Source organism: Phnomibacter sp., assembly GCF_036803085.1.
Classification (GTDB): Bacteria; Bacteroidota; Bacteroidia; order Chitinophagales; family Chitinophagaceae; genus Phnomibacter.
Genome location: NZ_DAIRUZ010000002.1, coordinates 496,353 through 519,470 on the forward strand (window position 1 = coordinate 496,353; position 23,118 = coordinate 519,470).

A 23,118-nucleotide genomic window follows, 5' to 3' on the forward strand; every position below is an offset into this window, starting at 1 on the left:
CATGCAACAAAAATTAATACTGATTTTTTTAAAAGTAACAGCCATAATTCCACTATGGTCTATTTCATCATTTGGACAAAAGAATATAGATAATGTAATTATCAAGGGGAACATAGTCAATATTAGCAATCAAATTGAATTGGAGGATATGTCTGCAGTGGGAAGGATTTCCGCATCTAATCCTGAACGTTATTTTTTGCCAGATAGTCTTGGGAATTTTTCAATCAAAACACATGTAAAAAGTCCAGGATATTTTCGACTAGGCAGAAATATTATTTATTTGAGCCCTGGAGATAACATAAATGTACAAATCGACTTCAATCTTCCTGAAAAGGCAAAGTTTGAAGGGAGTAATTGGAAATTAAATGATTATTTAAAAAATACAGCCTTCCCAAAAGCAGGGTCCTATTGTGAATATTCTAGTTTAATAAAATCTACAGTTAATGAGACTATTGACGCTTTCGTTGATTATGGCAAAAAAAGGCATCAAAGTTTATTAGCCCTGCCAGATGCTAGCCCTCTATTTATTGAGCTTGAAGAAGCCAGAATAAAAGCAGATATCATCAACAGTATAGTGAGTTTAACTTGGTTTTATCCAGAGAGACACAAGTTATCTATGGACTCGAGTAAACGCTTCCAACAAACGTTTATGCCTCAAATTGGTAAACTAATAGAGCCGTTCATTAACAAATTCGTCAACAGTGACTATCTCGATCTTGTAGTTTATCAAAAAATTGCCGGGTATGTAATCAAATACAATAAGCAAGACTCTGCTAGCACATCCTCTTTAACTATAAAAGAATGGATTACGGCTAGTTCAATTTTTGCAGAAATGAATTACCAGTATGAAAATGCTGACTTTGAAAAGATAAATGATCGTATTAACCTAATAGTTAAAGAAGAATATCGTTACCCATTACTTGAATTTCTAAAGTCAAAATCAATTTTCGCAAATGGGAGTCAAGCCCAAGATTTTGCAGCACTCAACATTAATAAAAAGTCGGTCAAATTAAGCGATTTAAAAGGTAAAGTCATCTTACTCGATTTTTGGGCTACATGGTGTGGCCCTTGTATTCAAGCATTTCCACAAATTGAGGCAATTAAACAACACTTTATCAATGACAGTAACGTAGTCATTCAATCTGTTTCTATAGATGAGAATACAGCTAAATGGGAATCGGCAGTATCAAAATATAATCTTGGAAAAAATACTTGGATTATAAACAGGTATGCTATCCCTGAATATCAATTGTACTCATTACCCCGTATTGTAATTGTAGATAAAAACTTCAGGGTGGTCTCATTTAGCGGTTTCGAACCGAGCGACAAGGAAGGATTAATTCAATTCATTGAAAAATTATTAATAGAATAATCAGACATCATAACGATTGGTCAATGCACATGATCTACTACCAGATCATTTTTTTGAAAACTTAAGCTGAAATACTTGGTACTCTAATGATAAGAGACCTGAAATCAACTTTTACTAAATCAATAAATATTAAACACCATGGAAGCAAAAAGAATGAGCCTTGCTAATGTGCAGGGCAAACTCAGCCGGGCTGAGATGAAAGATGTATTGGCGGGAAATTCAGGGGATTCATCACTTGAATTTGAAGACGATTTAAAGCCAATTTGCACAGCTTGTACTAGTGATTCACAATGTGGTATCAAAGTATGCAGAAGTTCACCATCTTGCATAGAACTTAAGGTTTGTGCAAAGCCTCTTATTTGTTAATCCTATTGGGGAGTTTCATTCATTCTTATAAATGAAACTCCCATTATTCAGATGAGACAAGAAAAAAATCGGCAGTAAACGTATTCAAAATTATTAATATTCAACTTTGAAAAAATCAATAATATCTCTGGTTCTCTCTTTGAATTTTGCTATCTGCATTTCACAACCATTAGATTATATCATTGAGGGTTATGTAAGCAATGTAGATTCTGGAATGATTTACATAGTGCCGGTGATAAATGAAGCAAAATATTACGGCCCTAATAGCATGAAAGATTCTGCAATAATAAAAGATGGATTATTCAAGTTTAGAAGAATACATAACAATAATAATACATATGCTTACAGGTTGTATATTCAAAGTAATATTTCCAGTGGGTCTACAGATTTTGTTTTCATTAATGGAGAGAATGTTTTTATAGAAATCGACTCGATTGATGAACACATTTCTCCAAAAATTGCTAACTCTACATATCAAAATGAAATAAAATATGAATACAATGATTTCTTTGAAAAATTTATTGTAGATGTAAATAGATATTTCGAATACGAAGAAGGCATTTACAATAAGTTTGATGGCAATATACCTAAAGAAATTGTTCTTGAATTTGAAGCAAAGCAAAAGCTGATATCGCATCAGTCAGACTCATTATTTCAATTGTATGCAGAATTACATCCAAACTCTCATGTAACCTTATGGAAAATGATTGAGAGACTCAAGAATATTGGGCATAACAGTTCTTACAGAAGCATTTTCAATAAGTTCCCTGTTGAAATTCGAAATTCACAAATAGGATTGATCTTTTTACAAGATCTATATGCAAGTGAATTGCTTAGCATTAATTCGGTTTTTCCAGAACTTCAATTTCAAAATATACAGGAAGAAATTACAGTTATAGATAAATCTAAACTAGGGAGTTCATTTACCTTGGTTGACTTTTGGTTTACAGATTGTATACCTTGTAGAAAGCAGTTTCCAGAACTTAAGCGCTTATTCAAAATATACAGACAATATGGTTTTCAAATCATCGGAATTTCTATTGATGAAGAATCCAAAATTGACACTTGGCGCAATTTAATTCAGAAAGAGTCTCTCAATTGGCTACACTTATTGGATAAAAGCGGTAAGACTACAACAAAGCTTGCAATCAACTCTTTCCCTACGAACTTCTTGCTAAACAGTGATGGAGTGATACTTAAAAAAAATATTACTATTTCGGACTTAGCAACATTACTGTTAGAGAGTTATAAAAAAATAGGCAAATGATTGCTTTAAAGCTATTATCAAAAAAAAGCCTGTGCACGACTATTAAGTCCAGTCATTTCATAATTCGAATGTTAGCTCTCAATAGTAATTATTCATCCCATGCCCTTCCCCCTCTACCGCCAGCTCGATGCCATGGATTGTGGCCCTACCTGCCTGCGCATGGTGGCGCAGCACTATGGGCGTAGTGTAAGCTTAGAGTACCTGCGTAGCAAAACGGAGTATGGCAAGCTGGGTGCCAGCCTACTGGGCTTGGCCAATGCGGCAGAGGCGTTGGGCTTTCATGCAGTGGGGGCCAAGCTTACCCTGGAGCAGTTACTGCAAGAGGCGCCACTGCCCGCCATCTTGCATTGGGATCAGCAGCATTTTGTAGTGCTTACACCGGCCACCAAAAAGGGGCAGGTGCAAATAGCCGATCCGGCCAAGGGGCTGCTGTGGCTTAGCCATGCACAACTGCAGCAGCACTGGCTCAGCACCCAAGAGGGCATGGAGGCCAAAGGCATTGCCCTGCTGCTGGAGGCTACACCCGCCTTGCATACCCAGCAAGAAGATGATGCTGCGGAGGAGCAAGCCGCCCCCAAGGTATTTGGCTGGTGGCACATGGTGCAGCAGTTGGGCAGGTACCGCCGCTACCTGCTGCAAGTGGGGCTGGGCCTGCTATTGGGCAGCCTGTTGCAGCTCATCTTTCCTTTTCTTACCCAAAGCCTGGTAGATACGGGCATCAACACCCGCAACCTCCATTTTATCCAAATTATTTTAGCGGCACAGCTTATGCTGCTGCTCAGCCAAACACTGGTAGAGTTCATCCGCAGCCGCATACTGCTGCATGTAAGCACACGGGTAAACCTGCAATTGCTGAGTGCTTTTTGGGCCAAGCTGCTGCGCCTGCCCATTCATTTTTTCGATACCAAGCACCCCGGCGATATTTTGCAACGCCTCAGCGATCAGCAGCGGATTGAGCAGTTTCTCACCGGCGCTGCACTCAGTACCCTGTTTAGCCTTTTTAATTTGCTGGTGTTTTCGGTAGTGCTGCTGCAATACAACGCTCAAATATTTATGATTTTTGCCGCAGGCAGTTTATTGTACTTTTTATGGATTCGCTTGTTTTTGCGTTTTCGGCGCCGGCTCGATTATCAGCGCTTTGCCATTATGGCCCGTGAAAGCAATGCCAGCATGCAATTGGTGTATGGGGTGCAGGAGATAAAGCTGAACAACGCCGAGCACAGTTTCCGCTGGAAATGGGAGGGCTTGCAGGCGGCGGTATTCCGGCTCAATTTCAAAAGCCTGTCGCTCAACCAGTATCAGCAGTTTGGTGCCTTGTTTATCAATCAGGGTAAAAACATCCTCATCACTTTTTTGGTGGCGCAGCAGGTGGTGGAGGGCAAGCTAAGCTTGGGGGTAATGCTGGCGGTGCAGTACATTATTGGTCAGCTCAACGCTCCCATTGAGCAGCTCATTGGCTTTACCCAGCAGGCGCAAGATGCCAGCATATCACTGGAGCGGATGAACGATATACAAGTGCTGCCCGATGAAGAACCGGCAGCGAAGCAATTTCAACACCGGCTACCGCAGGAGTACAGCATCCACATCAACAATCTCAGTTTTACCTATCCCGGGGCGGGCAATGAGCCGGTGCTACGCCAGCTATCGCTTACCATACCGGCACAGCAAACCACCGCCATAGTAGGCATGAGTGGCAGCGGCAAAACCACCCTGCTCAAGCTACTGCTTCGCTTTTATGAAACGTACAGCGGCAGCATTACCATTGGCGCTACCGCTTTTAGCAGCATTAGCCCAAGGTATTGGCGCAGCCGCTGCGGGGTAGTCATGCAGGATAGCTATGTATTCAACGATACCATTCTCAAAAACATAACCGTAACCGAAGAACCGGTAGATATGGAACGGGTGTTGGAAGCCTGCAGAATAGCCAACATACTCGACTACATAGAAGCCTTGCCACTTGGCTTTTATACCAAGCTGGGGGTCGAAGGGGTAGGCATGAGCGGCGGCCAGCGGCAACGCTTGGCGCTGGCAAGAGCGGTGTACAAGCAGCCGCAATTTATTTTTTTAGATGAAGCCACCAACTCGCTGGATGCCAACAATGAAAAAGTAATTGTAGAAAACCTGCAACGGTTTTTTGCCCACAAGACGGTGCTGGTAGTAGCGCATAGGCTGAGCACGGTGAGGCATGCCCATAAAATAGTGGTGATGCACAACGGAGCCATAGCCGAAGAAGGCACTCATGAAAGCCTCGTAAGCCTTCGGGGCCGATATTATGAACTGGTAAAAAACCAATTAGAACTTGGCAACGAATAACCACGATACAGAAAGTCCGTTACAAGCCGCCCCGGCCGTGCATACCACACCGGCGATGGAAGATTCTTTTACGGCCTTGCTGAGCCACCGGCCACCGTGGTTGGTACGCTGGGGTATCGTGTTGTTTGGGGCATTGCTGGGCTTACTACTGGCCGCAACCTGGTTCATTCACTATCCCGACAGGGTGCAGGCTACGGGTACGCTTATGGCTACCCATTTGCCGCAAGAGCTGGTGGTGCGTACCGATGGCCGCCTGCAGCACCTGTTTGTGTCCGAAGGCGATAGTGTGCCACAAGGCCGGCTGATAGCTGTCATGCAAAGCACTGCAAATTATGAGCACCTGTTGCGGTTGCAGCAAATGACGGATAGCCTGCACCATGAAATGGCCAATGCCAACCCTACAGCAGCGCTGCATTGGTACCATCAATTCCAAGAAATAGCGGGCAGCTTTCGCATGGGTGAAGTGCAGGCCGATTTTCAACAACTGATGGCTGCGTTACAAACCTTTACACAATACATGCAGCAGGGGTACTATCAGCAAAAAATGCAGATGCTTCGGCAAGACATTGCTTTTTTACAAGCACAGCAAAAAATACTGCAACAGCAGCAGCAACTTACCCAACAAGATATTGCCCTGGCAGCCGACAATTTTGCTGCCAGCAACAAATTGGCCAACCAGCAGGTAATAGCGCCGGTGGAGTTTCGCAACGAGCAGAGCAAATGGGTAAACAAACAACTGCAAGGCCCACAAGTTTCGGCAGCACTGCTCAACAACAACATGCAGGCCCACGATAAGCAAAAAGAAATAGCCCAACTGAACAACGAGATAGCCCAACAAACAGAAATTTTCAAACAGGCACTGCAGCAGTGGCAGGCTAAGCTGGCCGCATGGCAGCAGCAATACCTGATAGTGGCCCCCTGTAATGGGCGGCTGTCGCTGAACGGCTTTTTGCAAGCAGGTGCCAACATGCAGCGTGGCCAATCCATTGGGAGTGTAGTGCCGCCCAATGCGGGCTATTACGTAGCGGTCACGCTTTCGCAATACAACTTTGGCAAGCTAAAAATTGGTCAACAGGCAAGGCTGCGTTTTACCGCCTACCCGTATGAAGAATTTGGTACTGTAGCTGCCCAACTTACCGGCATTAAAACCCTGCCCACCGATAGTGGCTATATGGGCAAATTAATGCTGCCCAATGGCCTTGTTACGGATAAGCATATTGCCCTCAGCTACCGGCATGGCCTGCAAGCGCAGGTAGACATTGTAACCGATAACAGGCGCCTGCTTCAGCGGCTGCTGGATGGCATTGATAAAGCAGTACGGAGATAACTCATTTGTTATGTGCTAAAAATATCCTCATGCATCTTGCTCTCTGTAAAGTATTGCTGTCTTCATCCCTCATAGCAGACGTACAAATATGCATTGTAACACTTTGCACTCATCACTTTATTGAACAAATGAAAGCGACTATCAGAAGCATCTACAAAACAACCTTTCACAACACAACTGCATGTACATTACCTACACTTAAGGTGTAGGTAATGTACAGTTTACATGCCCGCTCCGGTTATGATGAATGATTTTTTATATCGACATTTAACCAACGCATCCATAGCACCAATCTGCAACCGTTAGCAACGTATTGCAGTGTTTGATAGCATGGTCTTCCATTTTCTGCAGGAGTAGTGCCCTGTGGAAAAAGCCCGGGAAGCACTCATTTGCAATGCATGGCAAATGCCCGGCGGCCCAGCACCCTGTATGGCCAAAAACTAACGGGGTAAACACCTATTTTAAAACCGTTTAAATTGGCAAAAACCATGGAAACAAAAAAAATGAGCCTCGCTACTGTAGCAGGCAAACTCAGCCGGGCTGAGATGAAAAATGTAATGGCGGGAAATGACTCATCTCTTGAGCCTGGTGATGGCAAATGCGTTGAAGATGGAAAAGATTGCCCCGTTTTTGGAAAATGCTGTAACGAGTGTAAAGCAACTTTCAAGTGTGGTAAATAACATCCACAATTGTTCCCGACACTAATAGCAATGATCAGCCTATGCTGGTCATTGCTAATTATAATTCATCAATACGCTATTCACAGCAAATGCGAACACTAATCAATCATTGCATTTATTGTATTTTCCTTTTTTTATCTCTTTCAACGGGGGCGCAATCGGGCACATTTTATGCTCAAATATCAGGTAGTTTTTCAGGCCTTGATAGTGGAACTGTTCAAATTTTATCGGAAGATGCTGATGACACTTTATGTCAATCTGTAATACTTGCAGGGCATTTTAAAATTCAACATCAGTTTGCTACAGCCAAGCAATATTTGTGGCGGATAACACCCGGTAACTGGCATTTTAAAGCATTTGTAGAACCAGGCAATAGCACATTACATATAGATACAACCGGTGCAAAAAGAAACGGTAAAGGTGTAAATGACCCCAATGCTTGGGCACTTATTTGGCAGGTGGAGCAAAGCGGCACACCTATGGCAACTGACTATAGCAGATACCTGCAACAAACCCGGCAGCAATGGTTTAGGGAACAATTGCTAAAGGCAATGGCTCAACAAGACATAGCAGTAAATAAAAAAAACTACACCCGGTTGATAGATTCTCTACAAAAAGAAGCCCAACAAACTCAACTTCTTTGGATAGAGCAATTTATGACAACCAAACCTGACGTACCATCAGCGTCCTTTATCATCTTACAATACATCATGCAAGCAATCCAACCCGATTGGACTGTTTGCAACCGTTGGTTCCATCAATTGAAAGTTGATGAAACGCCAACATATTATTACCAACAATTGAAAGAAAAATTGCTGGCGCAGCACAATCAATCAGCTGGTGCAATGATGCCTGATCTCCGTTTACGCCAAGCAAATCATCAACCATTCTCTTTTAGTTCACTACAAGGCCAATACGTATTATTGGATTTTTGGGCCAGTTGGTGTGAACCATGTAGAAAAGAAATTCCTGCCTGGAAAAAAATCTATGAAAAATACCGGCCTCAAGGTTTAGAGATAGTGGGTATATCAGGCGACAGATATGATAAGGACTGGCGAAAGGCTTTAGCCAAAGAAAAAATGCCTTGGATACAACTGATAGACTCCTTCCCTTCAAAAAATCAAAGCGCCATGCTGTCTGATTATTTTGGTATTCGGCTCATTCCTCATTACATTTTACTTGATAAAACCGGTAAAGTTCTGTTGTCCACTGATGATCCCGCTCTAATCAGACAAAACATTACTCAACTCATAGAGAAAAAGGATTGAAGTAATCGTATCATCCCATGCCCTTTCCCCCACTACCGCCAGCTCGATGCCATGTACATACGCTATACCCCAACCTATTTTACAACGGCTACGAGCTACAACCGGAGTAAGATTGGGATGTCTTCAATTAAACAATCAGTACTCCGCTATTTCGAAGATTTCGAAAAATAGAAAACGAGTGATATCTAACTGCACTTTGCCTTGTCTAATCCTTACTCAATAGTTGCCTTTACCTACTTCCTTATTCATCATTCCCCATTCATCATTCCGCCTTGTGCAGCTTGTAGCACCAGCGAAACAATTTACCTTCAAAATCGAACGGCGTGGTGGCACGGGTAATGTCTTTGATGTGTGCTGCCTTTAGCTCATCGGCCGCCAGTTGAAACCGGCGAAAATTGGTGCTGAAATACAACACGCCTCCCGGCGTAAGCGCCTGCATACATTGGTTGATGAGCCGCACATGATCCCGTTGTATGTCGAGGAAATCTTCCATGCGTTTGCTGTTGCTAAACGTAGGCGGGTCCATCACAATCAAATCAAAAGATTGCGCAGGAATGCTTTGCAAATACTGCAACACATCAGCATGAACGATCTTGTATTTGTGTTCATCAGTAAAACCGTTCAGTTGCAAATTGCGTTCGGCCCAGGCTAGGTAGGTTTTGCTGAGGTCAACGGTTTCTACATAGCTGGCGCCACCTGCAGCCGCATACACGCTAAACGAGCCGGTGTAGGCAAACAGGTTCAACACCTTTTTGCCGGCACATTGCTCCCGCACCATTTGGCGGGTCAGCCGGTGATCGAGAAACAAACCGGTATCGAGGTAATCACTGAGATTGACGATGAACTGCAATCCGTTTTCTGAAACTGCAAACCCGATAGCTATCGGGTCATGTTGCTGCGCATCTACTTTTTGGTATTGGCCCAACCGACCCGGCTTGCGTTGGCGCAGTTTCAAAAACACATTTTCTTTTTGCACACTCAGTACGCTGCAAATGGTTTCGATGCAAGCTTCCATCCAATCGTCGTGGGCTTCATCGGTCATGCCGTGGTTGCGTTTGTATTCGGCTATGTACAGGTTGTCGCCATAAAACTCTATGCACAACGGAAATTCGGGCAGGTCGTGGTCGTACACCCGGTAGCAACTCACCTGCTGCTTGCGGGCCAACTTGCCCACATGCTTGTACACCTTGCTCAGGCGGTTGATAAACATTTGTTGTTTGGCGGCATCCATGTGGCAAAGATGTGGCAGCGGGTTGAATAAAAAAGAATGAGGATGGCCACAGCTTACCGCTGCACAAAACTGCCATCCGCCGTTTGCACAATCAGTTCTTCTTCCAGCAATTGCTGCAGGGCGGCATCAAATACCTGGCTGCTGATGTGCAGGCAACTGCGTCGCAACTGCAATGATGTAACCGGTTTGTGCAACAGCGCTACAATGCTGGCTTTAGCGGTTTGCAAAGCTTCGTTGCTGGCGGGTTGTTGCTTTGCCGCCAGGCAGTTGTCACAAATACCACAATCGGTAATATCGGTATCGCCAAAATACCGGCGGATAATGCTGCTCCGACATTGCTGCTCAGCCCGTGCATACTCCACCATTGCTGCTATCTGCGCTTTGTACAACGCCTTGCGTTGCGCATACAATGCCGCATCAATCACTACCTGTGCAGCGGGTACACGGTTGTATAAAAAATATAACTGTGGTGTATCCCGCAAGGGTTCGTATTCCAATACCTGATAGCCCGCCAGTTGTTTCAATTGCTGTTGTACAGCTTCTACCGAAATGCGTAAATACGAAGCGAGTTGTTTTTCGCGGATGCTCACAGGAAAATCAAGAATGCCTTCGTAAGTACGCAGCAGCAGTTTGATGAGTGGCTCCAGTGCAGGCTTGTCATTTTCCAACTGTTCTAAATACACCCGGCCCGCAGTAATTTGCACCCGGCTTGGAATGAACACCTGTTCGGCAAAACTTACGTAGCCAGCGGTTTGCAAGGTTTGCAGGGCATGCATCACTTGCGTAGCATCCAGCTGAAAGCTGTCACAAAAGCGGGTCAAATCGAACCCGAAATATTGCTGCTCTCCCTGCCCTACCGGTAGCTGCAAATAGTTGCCTATCTGCTGGTAAATGTTTTGTATTTGTGCAATGGGCAAAAACTTTTGTTCGGGTAGTTGTTGCAACCGGTCCAGCTCTTCCAGATTGTACAGCAGCACGGCATAGGCCCGTTTGCCATCACGCCCCACCCGACCCGCCTCCTGATAGTAGGCTTCCAAACTATCGGGCACATCCATGTGTATCACGGCCCGTACATCTGGTTTGTCGATACCCATGCCAAAGGCATTGGTACACACCATTACCCGCACTTTGTTTTGTATCCAGTCGTCTTGCCGGCTGCTGCGTTCTTCGCTGCTCAATCCTGCATGATAGTAGGAAGATGCAATGCCTTGCAGCTGCAACAACTCTGCAATTTCACGGGTACGTTTTCTGTTGCGGCAATACACCAATGCCGTACCCGGCACCGACTGCAGCACCTGCAGCAACTTGTTTATTTTTTGCGGCAGCGCAAATGCACTGAACGATACATTGGGCCGTGCAAATGATTGCTGAAAATGCTGGCGGGCCATGGAGAACTGCAGCTTCTCCATTATGTCTTGCTGCACGGTAGGCGTGGCCGATGCCGTAAGTGCCAGTATGGGCACGGTAGGCAACTCTTCGCGGAGTTGTGCAATTTGCAAATAAGAGGGCCTGAAATCGTAGCCCCATTGCGATACGCAATGCGCTTCATCCACAGCTATCAGGTTGATGTCCATGGCGGGCAGGTACTCTTTGAAGAGATTTGTTTGCAACCGCTCCGGCGATACATACAAAAATTTGAAGTGACCACTGGCTGCATTTTCCAGTGCCTTTTTTACTTCGAAAAAAGCCATGCCGCTATGGATAGCCAGTGCTGATACATTGCGCCGGTGCAGTTGTCGCACCTGGTCTTTCATGAGGGCTATGAGCGGGGTAACAACGATGCAAATACCAGGCATAGCCAAGGCCGGCACCTGATAACAAACCGATTTACCGCCACCTGTTGGCAGCAGTGCCAGCGTATCATTGCAATCGAGTACCGATTCTATAATGGCCTGCTGCCCCGGCCGAAACTGATCGTACCCGAAAGTGGATTGTAAAATGGAATGAATGGAAGCGGACATGTAATCAGGGCTCAATCAATAAGAGAGGCAGTTGTTGTAGAGCAAAATGTTGATGTCGGCAAGAAACTTACTTCCACTCATTTCTTACTTTTTTTTTGATAAGCCAGTGGATTGGTTTCTTGAGGCTCCGCACCAAAGAAATCAGCCAGCGTTTTTTTCTGCTTTCCAAACTGCTGCTGCATAGCAACAGCTTGTTGTATCAAAGCGGCTTTCTTTTTCTTTGAATACTTCTTTGATTTCAATCACCATACCATTCATTTGCTCACAAATTACAACTTCTACTTCAACTTTCTGACGCCCAGCCACAGGCTGTTGATGGCCAGCACCACATCGCTACCGCCCATAATGAGGGCACCGAGTGTTGGATGCAAAAAGCCAAATGCCGCTACAGGTATAGCAATGCTGTTGTAGAAAAATGCCCAGAACAAATTGCTCTTTACCGTGCCATAGGTAAGCTTACCCAACTGCATGGCTTTGGGCAGGTTTTTCAGTCCGTGGCTGGTGAGCACCACCCCCGCACTTTGTATGGCCAGCTGCGATGCTTCGCTCAATGAAACACTGATGGTAGCCTTTGCCAAAGCCGGTGCATCGTTGATGCCATCGCCTACCATTACGGTGGGTTTGGCTGCTACCAGCTCATCAATGATCTGCAATTTTTCTGCAGGGCTTTTGGCTGCATGCACTACATCAATACCCAGTGCGTTAGCTACCACAGCGCATTTTTCTTCACTGTCCCCACTCAGCAAAATGGTAGTGATGCCTTGTGCTTTGCAATAGTTGATGACGTCTTTTGCCTCGGGCCGTATTTCGTCTTCAATATCAATCCAACCAATGAGTGCATCGTTTTTAGTTACATACAAACTATGGATTTGTGCAGGCACTTCTTTCAATATTTTGGCCGAACCAATGCGGTACACATTGCCCTCATTATCGGCGGCTTTCATGCCCTCGCCTTTTACTTCTTCTACCTGCTGCAAACGAATGGCATCTTTACTGCGCCAGGCATCCGCAATGCTTTTGGCAATGGGGTGATTAGAAAATTTCTCGAGTGAAAACACCAGCTTTTTAAATGCAGCTTCATCACCTTCGAGTGCTGCAAATGCGGCAATGGAAAACTTGCCCGATGTAAGGGTTCCTGTTTTATCAAACACCATCTGGCGAATGTCTTTAAACAGCTCCATGCGTTTTACATCGGTGTACAAAATGCCGTAGCGGGCTGCACGGCCAAGGCCTACTGCAATAGCGGCCGGCGTAGCCAAGCCCATGGCACAAGGACAGGCAATCACCAACACGGCTACACAGCGCATCAAACTTTCTTTGAAGGTTTGCTCACCAATGAAGTAGTTACCCAACAAGGTAATCAAGGCAATGCCCAACACAATAGGAATAAAAATGCCGCTGATTTTATCGGCCAGCTGTTGCACCGGTGGTTTTTCTGTCTGGGCTTTCTTCATCATTTCCTGAATGCCGCTCATCACCGTGTCTTTACCCACCGCCGTTACATAGGCTTTCAGGTTACCATTTACCACTACACTTCCGCCCACCAATACATCACCCTGTTTTTTTAATACGGGTGTGGCTTCACCACTCAGCAAAGCTTCACTTACTTCGGCTTCACCACTTAGCATTTTGCAGTCGGCGGGCACTTGTTCACCGGTACGTATCAAAATCAAATCGCCGGTACGCAAAGCCGTGCTATCCACCTCAAATACTTGTTCCTGATGCTGATCGTCGTAGGCAATCATGTTAGCTTTTACTACCTGCGTTTTGGTGAGTTCCTTGATGACTTTTTGCGTACGGTTTACACTCACATCTTCCAGCCAGTTGCCAAAAAATACAATGGTGATAATGCTGGCGGCTGTTTCAAAAAACAGGAAGTCTTCGGGCTTCGGAGTAAACAACCCATAGGTACTATATGCAAATGCCGACAAAGAGCCAATGGTAATGAGCACATCCATGTTGGGAACGCCACTGCGAATGGAGTTGAAGGCGCTTTTACCAAAATACTCCATGCCAATTACAAACACAGGCAAGGCCAATCCAAACTGCACCCAGGGCTGCATCAGCCAATGCACATGCACACCAGGAATCATGTGCAGCATCAGCAGCAATGTAAACGGAAGGCTTATCCAAAAGCGCAGCATGTATTTGCTCATGCTGCCATGCTTGTGGCCGTGGTGGCTATGGTCGTGAGCCGCTTCACCACTGTGCACTTTATAGCCCAATCCTTCTACTTTTTTAATCAGCTCTGTTTCTACTGCGGCATCTACCGTTTCAAAACTTACATCGCCGCTAATAGCATTGACTGAAATATTCGTCATGCCTTTATTGGCCAGTGTTTTATTGATACTCAGTGCACAGTTGGCACAGGTCATTCCATCTACTTTCCACGCTATTTTTTCCATACGTCATCCTCAACTGCGCATGGCTGAATTGCTCATGCCACATGTTGCAAATTTACCCCTTCCTGTTGCAAAAAAGCTGTCAAACATGGGCGATTACTGCAACGCCGTGGCAGATGCACCACATTTATCCGTATTTCGAAAAAGCGGAGGCTCAATCATTTACCCGCATTTTCTACCGAAATTGCACCCATGGAATTGCTGTACCAACAACACGAAATTCAAAAGGCTGCGCAATGGCTGCTGCAACAGGCAGGCCACCGCAAAGTGCTGGCTTTTTTTGCGCCCATGGGTGCCGGCAAAACCACGCTGAGTGCGGCGCTGTTGCAACTGCTGGGCAGCACCGACCATGCGGGCAGTCCTACCTTTTCCATTATCAATGAATACGTCCTTCCCAACGGCGAAACCTTGTACCACATGGATTGGTACCGCCTGCGGGATGAAGAAGAAGCCATAGCCGCCGGCGTAGAAGATGCCCTGTACAGTGGCCACCGCTGCCTGGTAGAGTGGCCCGAAAAAGCCCCCGGCCTGCTGCCGCTCGATACACTTTCGGTACGCATAGAGCCGGTAGATGAAGAAAGCCGTCGCTTAGTTGTGCTGGCAGAACAGTAATTTTATAGCCCTGCGGGAAATAGTCCGCAACCCATCACCAACATTTTAGTCAACCGTCGCCATGTCGAAACCAATCATTAGCGGATCGTTCAACTACGAAACACTCGAAGAAACCCTCGATATTAAAGCCAAGGGTGCCGACTTATTTATTGGTGTGCCCAAAGAACATGCCTTTCAGGAAAACCGCGTAGGCCTCATACCCGAAGCCGTAGGTGTACTCGTAGCCAATGGCCACGATGTGTGGGTAGAAACAAAAGCCGGTGCCGAAAGCGGCTACCACGACAAAGACTACGCCGAGGCAGGTGCCAAAATAAAATACGATCACAAGGAAATTTACAACTGCGATATACTGGTGAAAAGTGCCCCGGTAGTGGATGATGACCTGCCCCTGCTGAAGCCCAACCAGATTGTGATTTCGCCTATTCACCTGAGTGTGATGAAGGCTTCCATTTTGCAAAGCATGATGGATAAAAAAATAACCGGCCTCAGTTTTGAAAACCTGAAAGACGACAGCGGCACATACCCCATTGTACGCAGCATGAGCGAAATAGCCGGCAGTGCCAGCATGCTCATTGGTGGTCATTACCTCAGTCAGGGCAAAGGCATTTTGCTGGGCGGCATTAGCGGCATACCGCCTACCAAGGTCATTATTTTGGGCGCCGGGGTAGTGGGCGAATTTGCAGCCCGTGCAGCCCTTGCCATGGGCAGCAGTGTAAAAGTGTTCGACAATAACGTGTACCGATTGAAGCGGCTGCAAGACACACTCGGTCATCGGGTGTGGACCTCAGTAATAGAACCTAAAATTTTGGCTAAGCAACTCAAGACCTGCGAAATAGCCATTGGCGCATTGGGCTCTGCCAATGGCCGTACACCTGTAGTAGTAAGCGAAGACATGGTAGCCAACATGCGCCCCGGTAGTGTGATTATTGATGTAAGTGTAGACCGTGGCGGGTGCTTTGAAACCTGTGAAATAACCAGCCACGAACGCCCCACGTTTATTAAGCACGGGGTAATACACTATTGTGTGCCCAACATACCGAGCGGCTATGGCCGTACTGCCAGCCATGCGGTGAGTAATGTGCTCATGCCCTTGCTGCTCAACATAGCCGATGCCGGCGGTTTAGATACTTACGTGTGGAATAATTTCAACATCCGTACCGGCATTTACATGTTCAAAGGAGCCCTCACCAATTTTCATTTAAGCGAACGCTTCGAACTCAAATACACCGACCTGAATTTGCTGATGGCGAGTATGGGTTAGGCTATTTTTTCTTGGTTGGTTTACTCAAATTTTCCAGCAACCGATACTTGGTGATCTGTGCTACCAACCGCTTGGGTATGGGCTTGCTCAGCGGAAATTGTATAGCACCTTTTGAGGTAGTATACACTTGCAGTTCATCGGCAAACGCTTGTATGCCAGATGATGTTGGGTAAAACCCGATGTGCTTTTTTTGCGCTGCAAAATACACCAACACTCCAGCCTGTTTGTAGGCCGGCATACAGTAGCTGATGCACTCTTCTGCCAGCGGTACAGCCTTGCGAATCACCTGCCGCATCGTCTGCAATTTTGCTTGCACCTCCGGCACCTGGTCGGCTATGTACTCATCCACCGAGGTATATTTTTTGTTAATCATGACCAACCCTTTTATAGCGGGTAATTTAATCATTCCATTGCTGCTTGCTTCATACACACCAATAAAACTTTAACAACTAAAGAATTAGTTATTTCACTAAGAAATTAGTTATATTCGGTTTGGAATTCCAATCGGGTGGTTGCAAACGCCCGAAAAAAAGTACGAAGTACGAAACAGGAAGTGCGAAGGAAAACATTTGAAAATGCAACAACAACTTCTTGCAACCACATGTGTTATGCCGACGCCTTTTAGTAAAATGAAACCATGGCAAAATCAACCGTAAAGACACTGACCAAGGCCGAAGAACAGGTAATGCATGCCCTGTGGCAAATAGGCGAAGGCTTTTTAAAAGACATTATAGAAGCCATGCCGGCACCACAGCCGCACAGCAATACAGTGGCTACGCTGCTCAAAATTTTGATGGACAAAGGCTTTGTAACCTCACAAGCCGTAGGGCGCAACAACCTGTACCAGCCAATCATGAGCAAAGCGCAATACAGCAAGCAAAGCCTGGGCTCATTGGTAAGCAGCTATTTTGATGGCTCATACAGCAGTGCCGTCAGCTTTTTAGTAGACCAAAAAAAGCTGAGTGTGCAAGACCTCGAAATGTTGTTGAAGGAACTCAAAAACAAGTAGCCTATGCATCCGGTATTGGTATACCTCTTGAAAATGCTGCTCTGCAGTGCCATACTATTGGGCTATTACTGGGTAGCCTTGCGCAACGAACGGTTTCATCAATGGAACAGGTTTTACCTGCTGAGTGCCATGCTGCTGAGTGTGCTGGTACCATTGATGAACATACCGCTGCTGCAACCGGCCAAGCCAACCGCTGTGGTAGATATGGTAGCAGCCTTGCCCTGGAACAATGTGGTGTTGAAGTATCAACCCAACACTGCCTGGGGCTGGAAGGAATATGCCAGTTTGAGCATGCTCATCGTATCGGGCTTGCTACTGCTGCATTTGCTGCGCAGTGTATGGAAGGTGGTGCGTTTGTACTGGCGCAATACACCCACTTATTTTCACGAAGTAAGTGTGGTGATTACAGAAGAACCTTCAGCACCCTTTTCATTTTTTAAGTGGCTGTTTTGGCGCAGCGATATCGACCCCGATAGCAGCAATGGCCAACGCATGCTGCAGCATGAACTCACCCACATCCACGAAAAACACAGTGCCGATAAATTGTTTGCCGAACTGCTCTTGATTGTGTTTTGGATGAACCCGTTTTTTTGGTTGATGCGCCGCGAATTGTATGCCATCCACGAATTTTTAGCCGATCAGCAAGCTATTGAGCGTTATGATGGCGCCGCGTTTGCCGCCATGATATTGCAAGCGGCCACCGGCACACCCGCACCTGCACTCAGCAATCCCTTTTTTACTGCTCATCTCAAAAGAAGATTACACATGATAACCGCTTCTCATGAACCGAAATACAGTTACCTGCGCCGCATCAGCGGACTGGTGCTGATGATTACTACTGCCGCCGTATTAGTTGTAAGTATTGATAAGGCTTATGCGCAAGACAAAAAGAAAGGACCGCCACCTCCACCGCCACCCAAGGCACCAGCAGCTACGGTCAAAAAACAATGGATAGCTATACCAGATAGCACCCGCAAGGCAGAAGTGATTGAAAAAAACGGCCTCCCTTACATCATATACGAAATGAAAGATGGTCGACAATTCACGTACCAATTGGATACTGCCATCAAAAAGGGCTATTTTATTCCACCACCTCCTCCACCAACTGCACCCAAAGCACCGGCTGTGCCTGCTGAGCAACCCACAACGCTCAAGCTCACTGGCATGGGCAGCGATCCTGAAAAACAACCCTTGGTGATTTATGCAGGCTTAGAAATTACGCAAGCTCAACTACAACAAATCGATCCCAATACCATTGCCAGTATTGATGTGCTGAAAGGCGAAAGTGCTACGAAGCTGTATGGTGAAAAAGGGAAGAATGGGGTAATTATGATTCAGCCAAAAACGGTAGCCGGAGCTATGCAAAATGAAGTGGTGGTTCAAGGTAAACCACTCACAAAAAACAGCAAGCCGGCAACAGCCAGCAACGGACCAGGTGAAGTAGTAGTGGTGGGCTATGGCAAACCAAGTGTACAAGTGCAGGGGCAGACTACAACCCTTCATGCAGATGAAGTAGTAGTCACCGGTTATCCATCTGCCAAAAGTAAACCAACAGTTGTACTGCGTGGTGAGGCCACTTCAGGCAATATGCCAGCGCTTATTTTTCTGGATGGCAAACGTATTACCGCAGCAGAAATGCAACAGATTTCTCCCGACCAAATTGGCAGCATCAATGTATTGAAAGATGGTACAGCAGTAGCCAAGTATGGTGCAGAAGCAGAGAAAGGGGTGATAGAAATTTACAGCAAAAAAGCTGGTACTGTGTTCTCTGAAACTGAGACACCACCTACCTTTCCGGGCAACTACGATGGTTGGAGAAGATACCTGGAGCGGAATTTACAATACCCGAATGAAGCTCAAGAAAAAGGCATACAGGGTAAAGTAGTAGTACAGTTTGTAGTGGATACAGAAGGTAACCTTTCTGACATTTATGCTATGAACGACCCTGGTGGCGGTTTGGCGCAAGAAGCGGTACGCATTATTAAATCCGGCCCCAAGTGGGTACCTGCTGTACAAAACGGACAAAAAGTAGTAGCACGTACTTCGCAAACCATTACTTTCCGTTTGGAGTAATCCTGTCATCTCTATTCTAATGCATATAAAAGGGACCGCATGATGTGGTCCCTTTTATATTATGGTTACATCAAATCACTTGGTACTCTTCGTGTTTTACTTTGTGCCTTCATGGTTCAAAAAATCGCTAGTTATGCTCCCACACATGCAGCAGGTATTTTTCTACCGCTCTTCTCACAGCTGCTGCCGAACCATTGTGATTGTTAACTTGTACACTCAGCAGTAACAGCCGCCCTTGCTTGCTGGTCATATAGCCGCTTAGGGCTACTACCCCAGCCAGTGTGCCGGTTTTAGCAAACAGTTTTCCTTCCAGTGGTTTGTAATAATTGGTGAGTGTACCATTGTTGCCGGTAGGCAAAATATTTTGTAAGCGAGCCATGGAAAATTCGCTGCGGCATTGCTGCAACAGCCATATAAAATCGGCAGGTGTAAACAAGTTGTACCGACTCAATCCACTGCCATCTACCCAACGCGGTTTATCTGGCATGGCCTGCAAATCAGTTTGCAGCAAACTATCAATTACATCTCCTTCATTCATGTAACCAAACCACTGCTGACTAATCATGAGTAGGGTTTGCTCTGCAAAAAAATTATCGCTGCGATGCATCAGTGGTTTCAGCATGCTGTCGGTTGGTTGCGAGTATATCTTCTGCCAGCGCAGGTTATCGGGCACTGACGAATGCTCGAAATACCAGTCGTTACCAAAATGTGTGGAAGCCAGTTGTGCCGTAGATAACGGCGTCATATACAAAGTAGTATTGGCTCTCTTGGTTTTGCCCGGTTGTAGGGTAAACTCCGGTTGATCAAACAGTCGCTGAATACTGAAGCCAGTATCTTGAAACTGGTTAATGTTCGTCACCAATCCAGCCACGTTTGCCGGGTTGCTTTTTACATAGCCATTGGTCTGCAATGTAAAGCTGGCCACATTGCTGTACATAGGCATACTGCTGCGGGGTGCCATGTAGGTAGCATCGTAATCGTTCCAGCTCCAGCCATTGCCATAGGCGGTGGTGGCCATGCCGGCATTGTACCAATTCACTTGCTTGTATTGCTGCAGCACAGTTGCCAATGGTTGATGCTTGTAATCGGGATGCAGAAAAGTAGGATCGGCATGCGAACGGAAATGCACAACACTGTCGTTGGATTTGGCCACGTAGCCAGCTATCAGACTATCGCCGAGGTATTTCAAACCGGCGTACATAGTCCAGAGTTTGGTATTGCTGGCGGGTACAAAATATTTGTGCTCATTGTGTGCAGCTACTACTTGTTGTGTTTCGGCATCGGCTATCATTACACCCACATGTGCGTATTGCAAGGTGCTATCTTCAAGCAATGTTCTTATGGCATCTTGCCGCTCCGTAGCAGGTTGCATTTGCTTACCCGTGGCACATGCCATCAACAGCAAACTCATCGCCAACACCTGAATAATAACATGCCGCCTGTTCATATTCCCGCTTATTTTTATGTGAGTCAAACTAACAACAAAAGCCTTACAACGCTGCTGCCGTGTCAAAAAAAAATAACCAGATGGCTATTGCTCCGCAAGTTTATTGCGCCGGTGTTATTGCTGGCAGCATTAACCGTGGTGGGAACAGTGGGTTATGTGTTTATAGATGGCTATAGTTGGATTAATGCGTTGTATATCACCATCATCACCGTTGGTACAGTAGTGTTTGGGGAAAGATGACAACAAATAACCAAGGCCAAAAAACATTCGCAAGAACGTTACACATGACTGAGCTGTGCAATTTTATGTCTGTCGCCCACCAGCCATATCACATCGTTCCATTCAAACGTAGTAGCCGATGATGGATTCAACATACGTTCTCCGTCCCGCTCAATACCCACTACCAAGCCATTCGTCATTTCACGAATGCCACTATCCCTAATACTCTTGCCCCGAAGGCCGTTGTGTTCATCCACCACTACCTTTTCCAAACTTATTTGCTGTGCCAGCAAATCTGCCACAGGCGCTTCTTCATTTTGCTCTTCTACCAATACGGTAAACTTCTGCAATTGATGGTCGTTACCTATCACTCCAATTTCATCGTAGGGAAATAATTTTTCGAAACGAGAAGGAGCATACAAGAGTTTGTTGCCCCTTTCTATAAATGCAATGTTGACGCCGTACTGCTCCCGCAGGGCCAGCTCTTCCAGCGTTTTGCCAATAAAGGGCGAAGTAGCACAAATACGGATTTTACTCAAGTGAGCATCCCAAGGCGTTAGCAGCTTGGGTGCCTGTTTGGCTGCTTTTTCTTTTTCGTGCAGGTTGTTTAAAAATCGTTGTTCTATGCGTTGGTAAAAACGCTGCAACCGCTGGCGAAAAACAATCATCACCACTGCAATAACCGCAATGGTAACGCCCACAGCTACGGTCGTACTAAAATGCTGTGCCAGCAGTACCGCTACAAATGATACCGCCAAAGCATTCCTGAAAACTTCCACTGCTACCAACGGCCCATGGTTGTATTTGCTATCGAGCCACAACTGTCGGTAAGCACTATGCTGAATTTTTTTAGCCATGAGTGCCCACACAAACGGCATCATAGCCATGAGGGTAATGGCAATAGTGACCAAACTGGCAACGAGCTGCTTATCAATCATGGTATGCATAAATGGATACAGCAGGTATTTGGATGCCAGCAATATAGCTATGATGACCACCACATTGATGAGTACCATTTGCATGAGTAAACGCACCACGATGCGCCAATCGCTTTCACCCTTCAGTACCTGTGTACCGGCACTGTACTCATGCAGCCTTTGCTGCCAGCTGTCTGGCAATATTTTTTCGAGCCAGCCAATCAGCGGATCGGCCAGGCGTATCATGTATGGAGTAGTGAATGTAGTGAGTACCGACACCCCTACAGCGATGGGATACAAGAACGAGCTGGTTACTTTGAGGGTTACGCCCAACGTAGCTATGATGAATGAAAATTCACCAATCTGCGTCATGCTGGTACCCGCTTGCACAGCTTGCTTCAGCGGCCGGCCGGCTACCAATGCACCAGTGCCTACAAAAATGATTTTACCCAAAATAACAGTGAGCGACAGCAGCAATACAGGGCCTGCATTTTCCCACAACAAGGTTGGATTGATGAGCATGCCCACCGATACAAAAAAGATAGCGCCAAACAAATTTTTCACTGGCTCCAGCAAGTGCTCAATCTTTTCGGCATACACAGTTTCTGCCAAAATAGACCCCATAACAAAAGCACCCAAAGCCGCACTAAAACCCACTTTATCAGCAAACACCACCATGCCCAGACAAAGCGCAATGGCCGCCACCAGCAGGGTTTCGCTGCTCAATAATTTTGAAGCTCTTTTTAAAAAAGTGGGGAGAATGAAAATGCCGGCCAAAAACCAAAGACTTAAAAAGAACAAGAGTTTACCAATAGCCATCAGCATTTCGCTACCGGCAAATTCTTTGCTCACGGCCATGGTACTCAGCAATACCATCAGCAATACGGCCACTAAATCTTCTACAACTAAAATGCCCATTACCAAGCCGGTAAACTGTTTCGTTTTTACAACCAGCTCATCAAAAGCCCGAAAGATGATGGTGGTAGAAGAAATGGCAATGATGCCCCCTAGAAAGAGGCTATCCATAAACGACCAATCCATGAGCTGGCCCATGCCAAAGCCTATAGAGACCATGGCCAAAATTTCGATGGTACCTGTAATACCGGCCGTAGGACCAATCTTAGCCAGTTTTTTAAAGCTAAATTCAAGACCGAGGGCAAAGAGTAAAAAGATAACGCCGATCTCGGCCCATGTTCTTACACCTTCTAAATCGGTAACCGTTGGAAAGACCGAAAAATTGGGTCCTACCAGCAATCCGGACAGGATATAGCCCAATACAACGGGCTGTTTCAACCGCCGAAAAATCAAAGTAGTAATACCTGCAGCACCCAAAATGAGTGCCAAATCTGTAATAAGGTTTGGCAAATGGCTCATCCCCAAAAATAACCAATAC

At 45.8% G+C, this 23,118-nt stretch carries 19 protein-coding genes; 12 read left to right on the forward strand and 7 right to left on the reverse strand.

Going from position 1 to position 23,118, the window contains the following annotated elements:
• The first annotated feature begins 1 nt into the window (after position 1).
• The 7 genes from V7Q13_RS05915 (at position 2) to V7Q13_RS05945 (ending at position 8,593) form a co-directional block, all read left to right on the forward strand.
• Positions 2 to 1,372, forward strand: a complete 1,371-nt coding sequence (locus V7Q13_RS05915) for a TlpA family protein disulfide reductase (protein ID WP_197428632.1) — start codon at positions 2 to 4, stop codon at positions 1,370 to 1,372.
• A 138-nt stretch (positions 1,373 to 1,510) separates the two neighbouring features.
• A complete protein-coding gene (locus V7Q13_RS05920; RefSeq protein ID WP_157479823.1) occupies positions 1,511 to 1,738 on the forward strand; it encodes a hypothetical protein in 228 nt (75 codons plus the stop codon).
• 106 nt (positions 1,739 to 1,844) lie between these two features.
• Positions 1,845 to 3,005 (forward strand): TlpA family protein disulfide reductase, encoded by a 1,161-nt coding sequence (locus V7Q13_RS05925; protein ID WP_333799757.1) that lies wholly within the window; start codon positions 1,845 to 1,847, stop codon positions 3,003 to 3,005.
• 99 nt (positions 3,006 to 3,104) lie between these two features.
• Complete coding sequence (locus V7Q13_RS05930) at positions 3,105 to 5,318, forward strand: peptidase domain-containing ABC transporter (RefSeq protein WP_333799758.1); 2,214 nt, start codon at positions 3,105 to 3,107, stop codon at positions 5,316 to 5,318.
• Positions 5,305 to 6,645 (forward strand): HlyD family efflux transporter periplasmic adaptor subunit, encoded by a 1,341-nt coding sequence (locus V7Q13_RS05935; RefSeq protein ID WP_333799759.1) that lies wholly within the window; start codon positions 5,305 to 5,307, stop codon positions 6,643 to 6,645. The genes V7Q13_RS05930 and V7Q13_RS05935 overlap by 14 nt, the downstream gene beginning before the upstream one ends.
• A 476-nt stretch (positions 6,646 to 7,121) precedes the next feature.
• Positions 7,122 to 7,325: a hypothetical protein gene (locus tag V7Q13_RS05940; RefSeq protein ID WP_333799760.1), complete on the forward strand. Its 204-nt coding sequence runs from the start codon at positions 7,122 to 7,124 to the stop codon at positions 7,323 to 7,325.
• Positions 7,326 to 7,366: 41 nt separating this feature from the next.
• Positions 7,367 to 8,593, forward strand: a complete 1,227-nt coding sequence (locus V7Q13_RS05945; protein ID WP_333799761.1) for a TlpA family protein disulfide reductase — start codon at positions 7,367 to 7,369, stop codon at positions 8,591 to 8,593.
• 262 nt (positions 8,594 to 8,855) lie between these two features.
• Here V7Q13_RS05945 and V7Q13_RS05950 read toward each other — a convergent pair whose 3' ends face one another.
• The 4 genes from V7Q13_RS05950 to V7Q13_RS05965 form a co-directional block, all read right to left on the reverse strand.
• Positions 8,856 to 9,824 (reverse strand): class I SAM-dependent methyltransferase, encoded by a 969-nt coding sequence (locus V7Q13_RS05950; protein WP_333799762.1) that lies wholly within the window; start codon positions 9,822 to 9,824, stop codon positions 8,856 to 8,858.
• A gap of 53 nt (positions 9,825 to 9,877) precedes the next feature.
• Positions 9,878 to 11,785 (reverse strand): RecQ family ATP-dependent DNA helicase, encoded by a 1,908-nt coding sequence (locus tag V7Q13_RS05955; protein ID WP_333799763.1) that lies wholly within the window; start codon positions 11,783 to 11,785, stop codon positions 9,878 to 9,880.
• 77 nt (positions 11,786 to 11,862) lie between these two features.
• Positions 11,863 to 12,027: a hypothetical protein gene (locus tag V7Q13_RS05960; RefSeq protein ID WP_333799764.1), complete on the reverse strand. Its 165-nt coding sequence runs from the start codon at positions 12,025 to 12,027 to the stop codon at positions 11,863 to 11,865.
• A 36-nt stretch (positions 12,028 to 12,063) separates the two neighbouring features.
• On the reverse strand, positions 12,064 to 14,190 hold the full coding sequence (locus V7Q13_RS05965; RefSeq protein ID WP_333799765.1) for a heavy metal translocating P-type ATPase: 2,127 nt from the start codon (positions 14,188 to 14,190) through the stop codon (positions 12,064 to 12,066).
• A 189-nt stretch (positions 14,191 to 14,379) separates the two neighbouring features.
• On the opposite strand from V7Q13_RS05965, the gene tsaE reads away from it, so the two are divergent.
• Both tsaE and V7Q13_RS05975 read left to right on the forward strand, forming a co-directional pair.
• On the forward strand, positions 14,380 to 14,799 hold the full coding sequence (tsaE, locus tag V7Q13_RS05970; RefSeq protein WP_333799766.1) for a tRNA (adenosine(37)-N6)-threonylcarbamoyltransferase complex ATPase subunit type 1 TsaE: 420 nt from the start codon (positions 14,380 to 14,382) through the stop codon (positions 14,797 to 14,799).
• Positions 14,800 to 14,860: 61 nt separating this feature from the next.
• Complete coding sequence (locus tag V7Q13_RS05975; RefSeq protein WP_333799767.1) at positions 14,861 to 16,060, forward strand: alanine dehydrogenase; 1,200 nt, start codon at positions 14,861 to 14,863, stop codon at positions 16,058 to 16,060.
• A 1-nt stretch (position 16,061) separates the two neighbouring features.
• On the opposite strand, the gene V7Q13_RS05980 is transcribed toward V7Q13_RS05975, so the two are convergent.
• Complete coding sequence (locus V7Q13_RS05980) at positions 16,062 to 16,433, reverse strand: iron chaperone (protein WP_333799768.1); 372 nt, start codon at positions 16,431 to 16,433, stop codon at positions 16,062 to 16,064.
• A 264-nt stretch (positions 16,434 to 16,697) separates the two neighbouring features.
• On the opposite strand from V7Q13_RS05980, the gene V7Q13_RS05985 reads away from it, so the two are divergent.
• The gene (locus tag V7Q13_RS05985; protein WP_333799769.1) at positions 16,698 to 17,069 is read left to right on the forward strand and encodes a BlaI/MecI/CopY family transcriptional regulator; all 372 of its coding nucleotides are present in this window, start codon (positions 16,698 to 16,700) and stop codon (positions 17,067 to 17,069) included.
• A gap of 3 nt (positions 17,070 to 17,072) precedes the next feature.
• Positions 17,073 to 19,142, forward strand: a complete 2,070-nt coding sequence (locus V7Q13_RS05990) for a TonB family protein (protein ID WP_333799770.1) — start codon at positions 17,073 to 17,075, stop codon at positions 19,140 to 19,142.
• Positions 19,143 to 19,269: 127 nt separating this feature from the next.
• On the opposite strand, the gene V7Q13_RS05995 is transcribed toward V7Q13_RS05990, so the two are convergent.
• Positions 19,270 to 20,589 carry a D-alanyl-D-alanine carboxypeptidase/D-alanyl-D-alanine-endopeptidase gene (locus V7Q13_RS05995; RefSeq protein WP_333799771.1) on the reverse strand — a complete coding sequence of 440 codons (1,320 nt, stop codon included), beginning with the start codon at positions 20,587 to 20,589 and terminating at the stop codon, positions 19,270 to 19,272.
• Between V7Q13_RS05995 and V7Q13_RS06000 the strand changes: the two genes are divergently transcribed.
• Positions 20,575 to 20,829, forward strand: coding sequence for a hypothetical protein (locus V7Q13_RS06000; protein ID WP_333799772.1), 255 nt, complete (start codon positions 20,575 to 20,577; stop codon positions 20,827 to 20,829). The two genes, V7Q13_RS05995 and V7Q13_RS06000, sit on opposite strands and share 15 nt — an antisense overlap.
• A gap of 38 nt (positions 20,830 to 20,867) precedes the next feature.
• Here the strand turns inward: V7Q13_RS06000 and V7Q13_RS06005 are convergent, their stop codons facing one another.
• On the reverse strand, positions 20,868 to 23,099 hold the full coding sequence (locus tag V7Q13_RS06005) for a cation:proton antiporter domain-containing protein (RefSeq protein ID WP_333799773.1): 2,232 nt from the start codon (positions 23,097 to 23,099) through the stop codon (positions 20,868 to 20,870).
• Positions 23,100 to 23,118 lie beyond the last annotated feature (19 nt).

What these genes read in the sequence shown, in the direction of transcription:
- V7Q13_RS05955 (WP_333799763.1), bottom strand. Translation starts at nt 11,785, where the DNA reads ATGTCCGCTTCCATTCATTCCATTTTACAATCCACTTTCGGGTACGAT.
- V7Q13_RS05995 (WP_333799771.1), bottom strand. Translation starts at nt 20,589, where the DNA reads ATGAACAGGCGGCATGTTATTATTCAGGTGTTGGCGATGAGTTTGCTG.
- V7Q13_RS05950 (WP_333799762.1), bottom strand. Translation starts at nt 9,824, where the DNA reads ATGGATGCCGCCAAACAACAAATGTTTATCAACCGCCTGAGCAAGGTG.
- V7Q13_RS05945 (WP_333799761.1), top strand. Translation starts at nt 7,367, where the DNA reads ATGCTGGTCATTGCTAATTATAATTCATCAATACGCTATTCACAGCAA.
- tsaE (WP_333799766.1), top strand. Translation starts at nt 14,380, where the DNA reads ATGGAATTGCTGTACCAACAACACGAAATTCAAAAGGCTGCGCAATGG.
- V7Q13_RS05965 (WP_333799765.1), bottom strand. Translation starts at nt 14,190, where the DNA reads ATGGAAAAAATAGCGTGGAAAGTAGATGGAATGACCTGTGCCAACTGT.
- V7Q13_RS05930 (WP_333799758.1), top strand. Translation starts at nt 3,105, where the DNA reads ATGCCCTTCCCCCTCTACCGCCAGCTCGATGCCATGGATTGTGGCCCT.
- V7Q13_RS05985 (WP_333799769.1), top strand. Translation starts at nt 16,698, where the DNA reads ATGGCAAAATCAACCGTAAAGACACTGACCAAGGCCGAAGAACAGGTA.
- V7Q13_RS05990 (WP_333799770.1), top strand. Translation starts at nt 17,073, where the DNA reads ATGCATCCGGTATTGGTATACCTCTTGAAAATGCTGCTCTGCAGTGCC.
- V7Q13_RS05975 (WP_333799767.1), top strand. Translation starts at nt 14,861, where the DNA reads ATGTCGAAACCAATCATTAGCGGATCGTTCAACTACGAAACACTCGAA.
- V7Q13_RS05920 (WP_157479823.1), top strand. Translation starts at nt 1,511, where the DNA reads ATGGAAGCAAAAAGAATGAGCCTTGCTAATGTGCAGGGCAAACTCAGC.
- V7Q13_RS06005 (WP_333799773.1), bottom strand. Translation starts at nt 23,099, where the DNA reads ATGAGCCATTTGCCAAACCTTATTACAGATTTGGCACTCATTTTGGGT.
- V7Q13_RS05980 (WP_333799768.1), bottom strand. Translation starts at nt 16,433, where the DNA reads ATGATTAACAAAAAATATACCTCGGTGGATGAGTACATAGCCGACCAG.
- V7Q13_RS05915 (WP_197428632.1), top strand. Translation starts at nt 2, where the DNA reads ATGCAACAAAAATTAATACTGATTTTTTTAAAAGTAACAGCCATAATT.
- V7Q13_RS06000 (WP_333799772.1), top strand. Translation starts at nt 20,575, where the DNA reads ATGCCGCCTGTTCATATTCCCGCTTATTTTTATGTGAGTCAAACTAAC.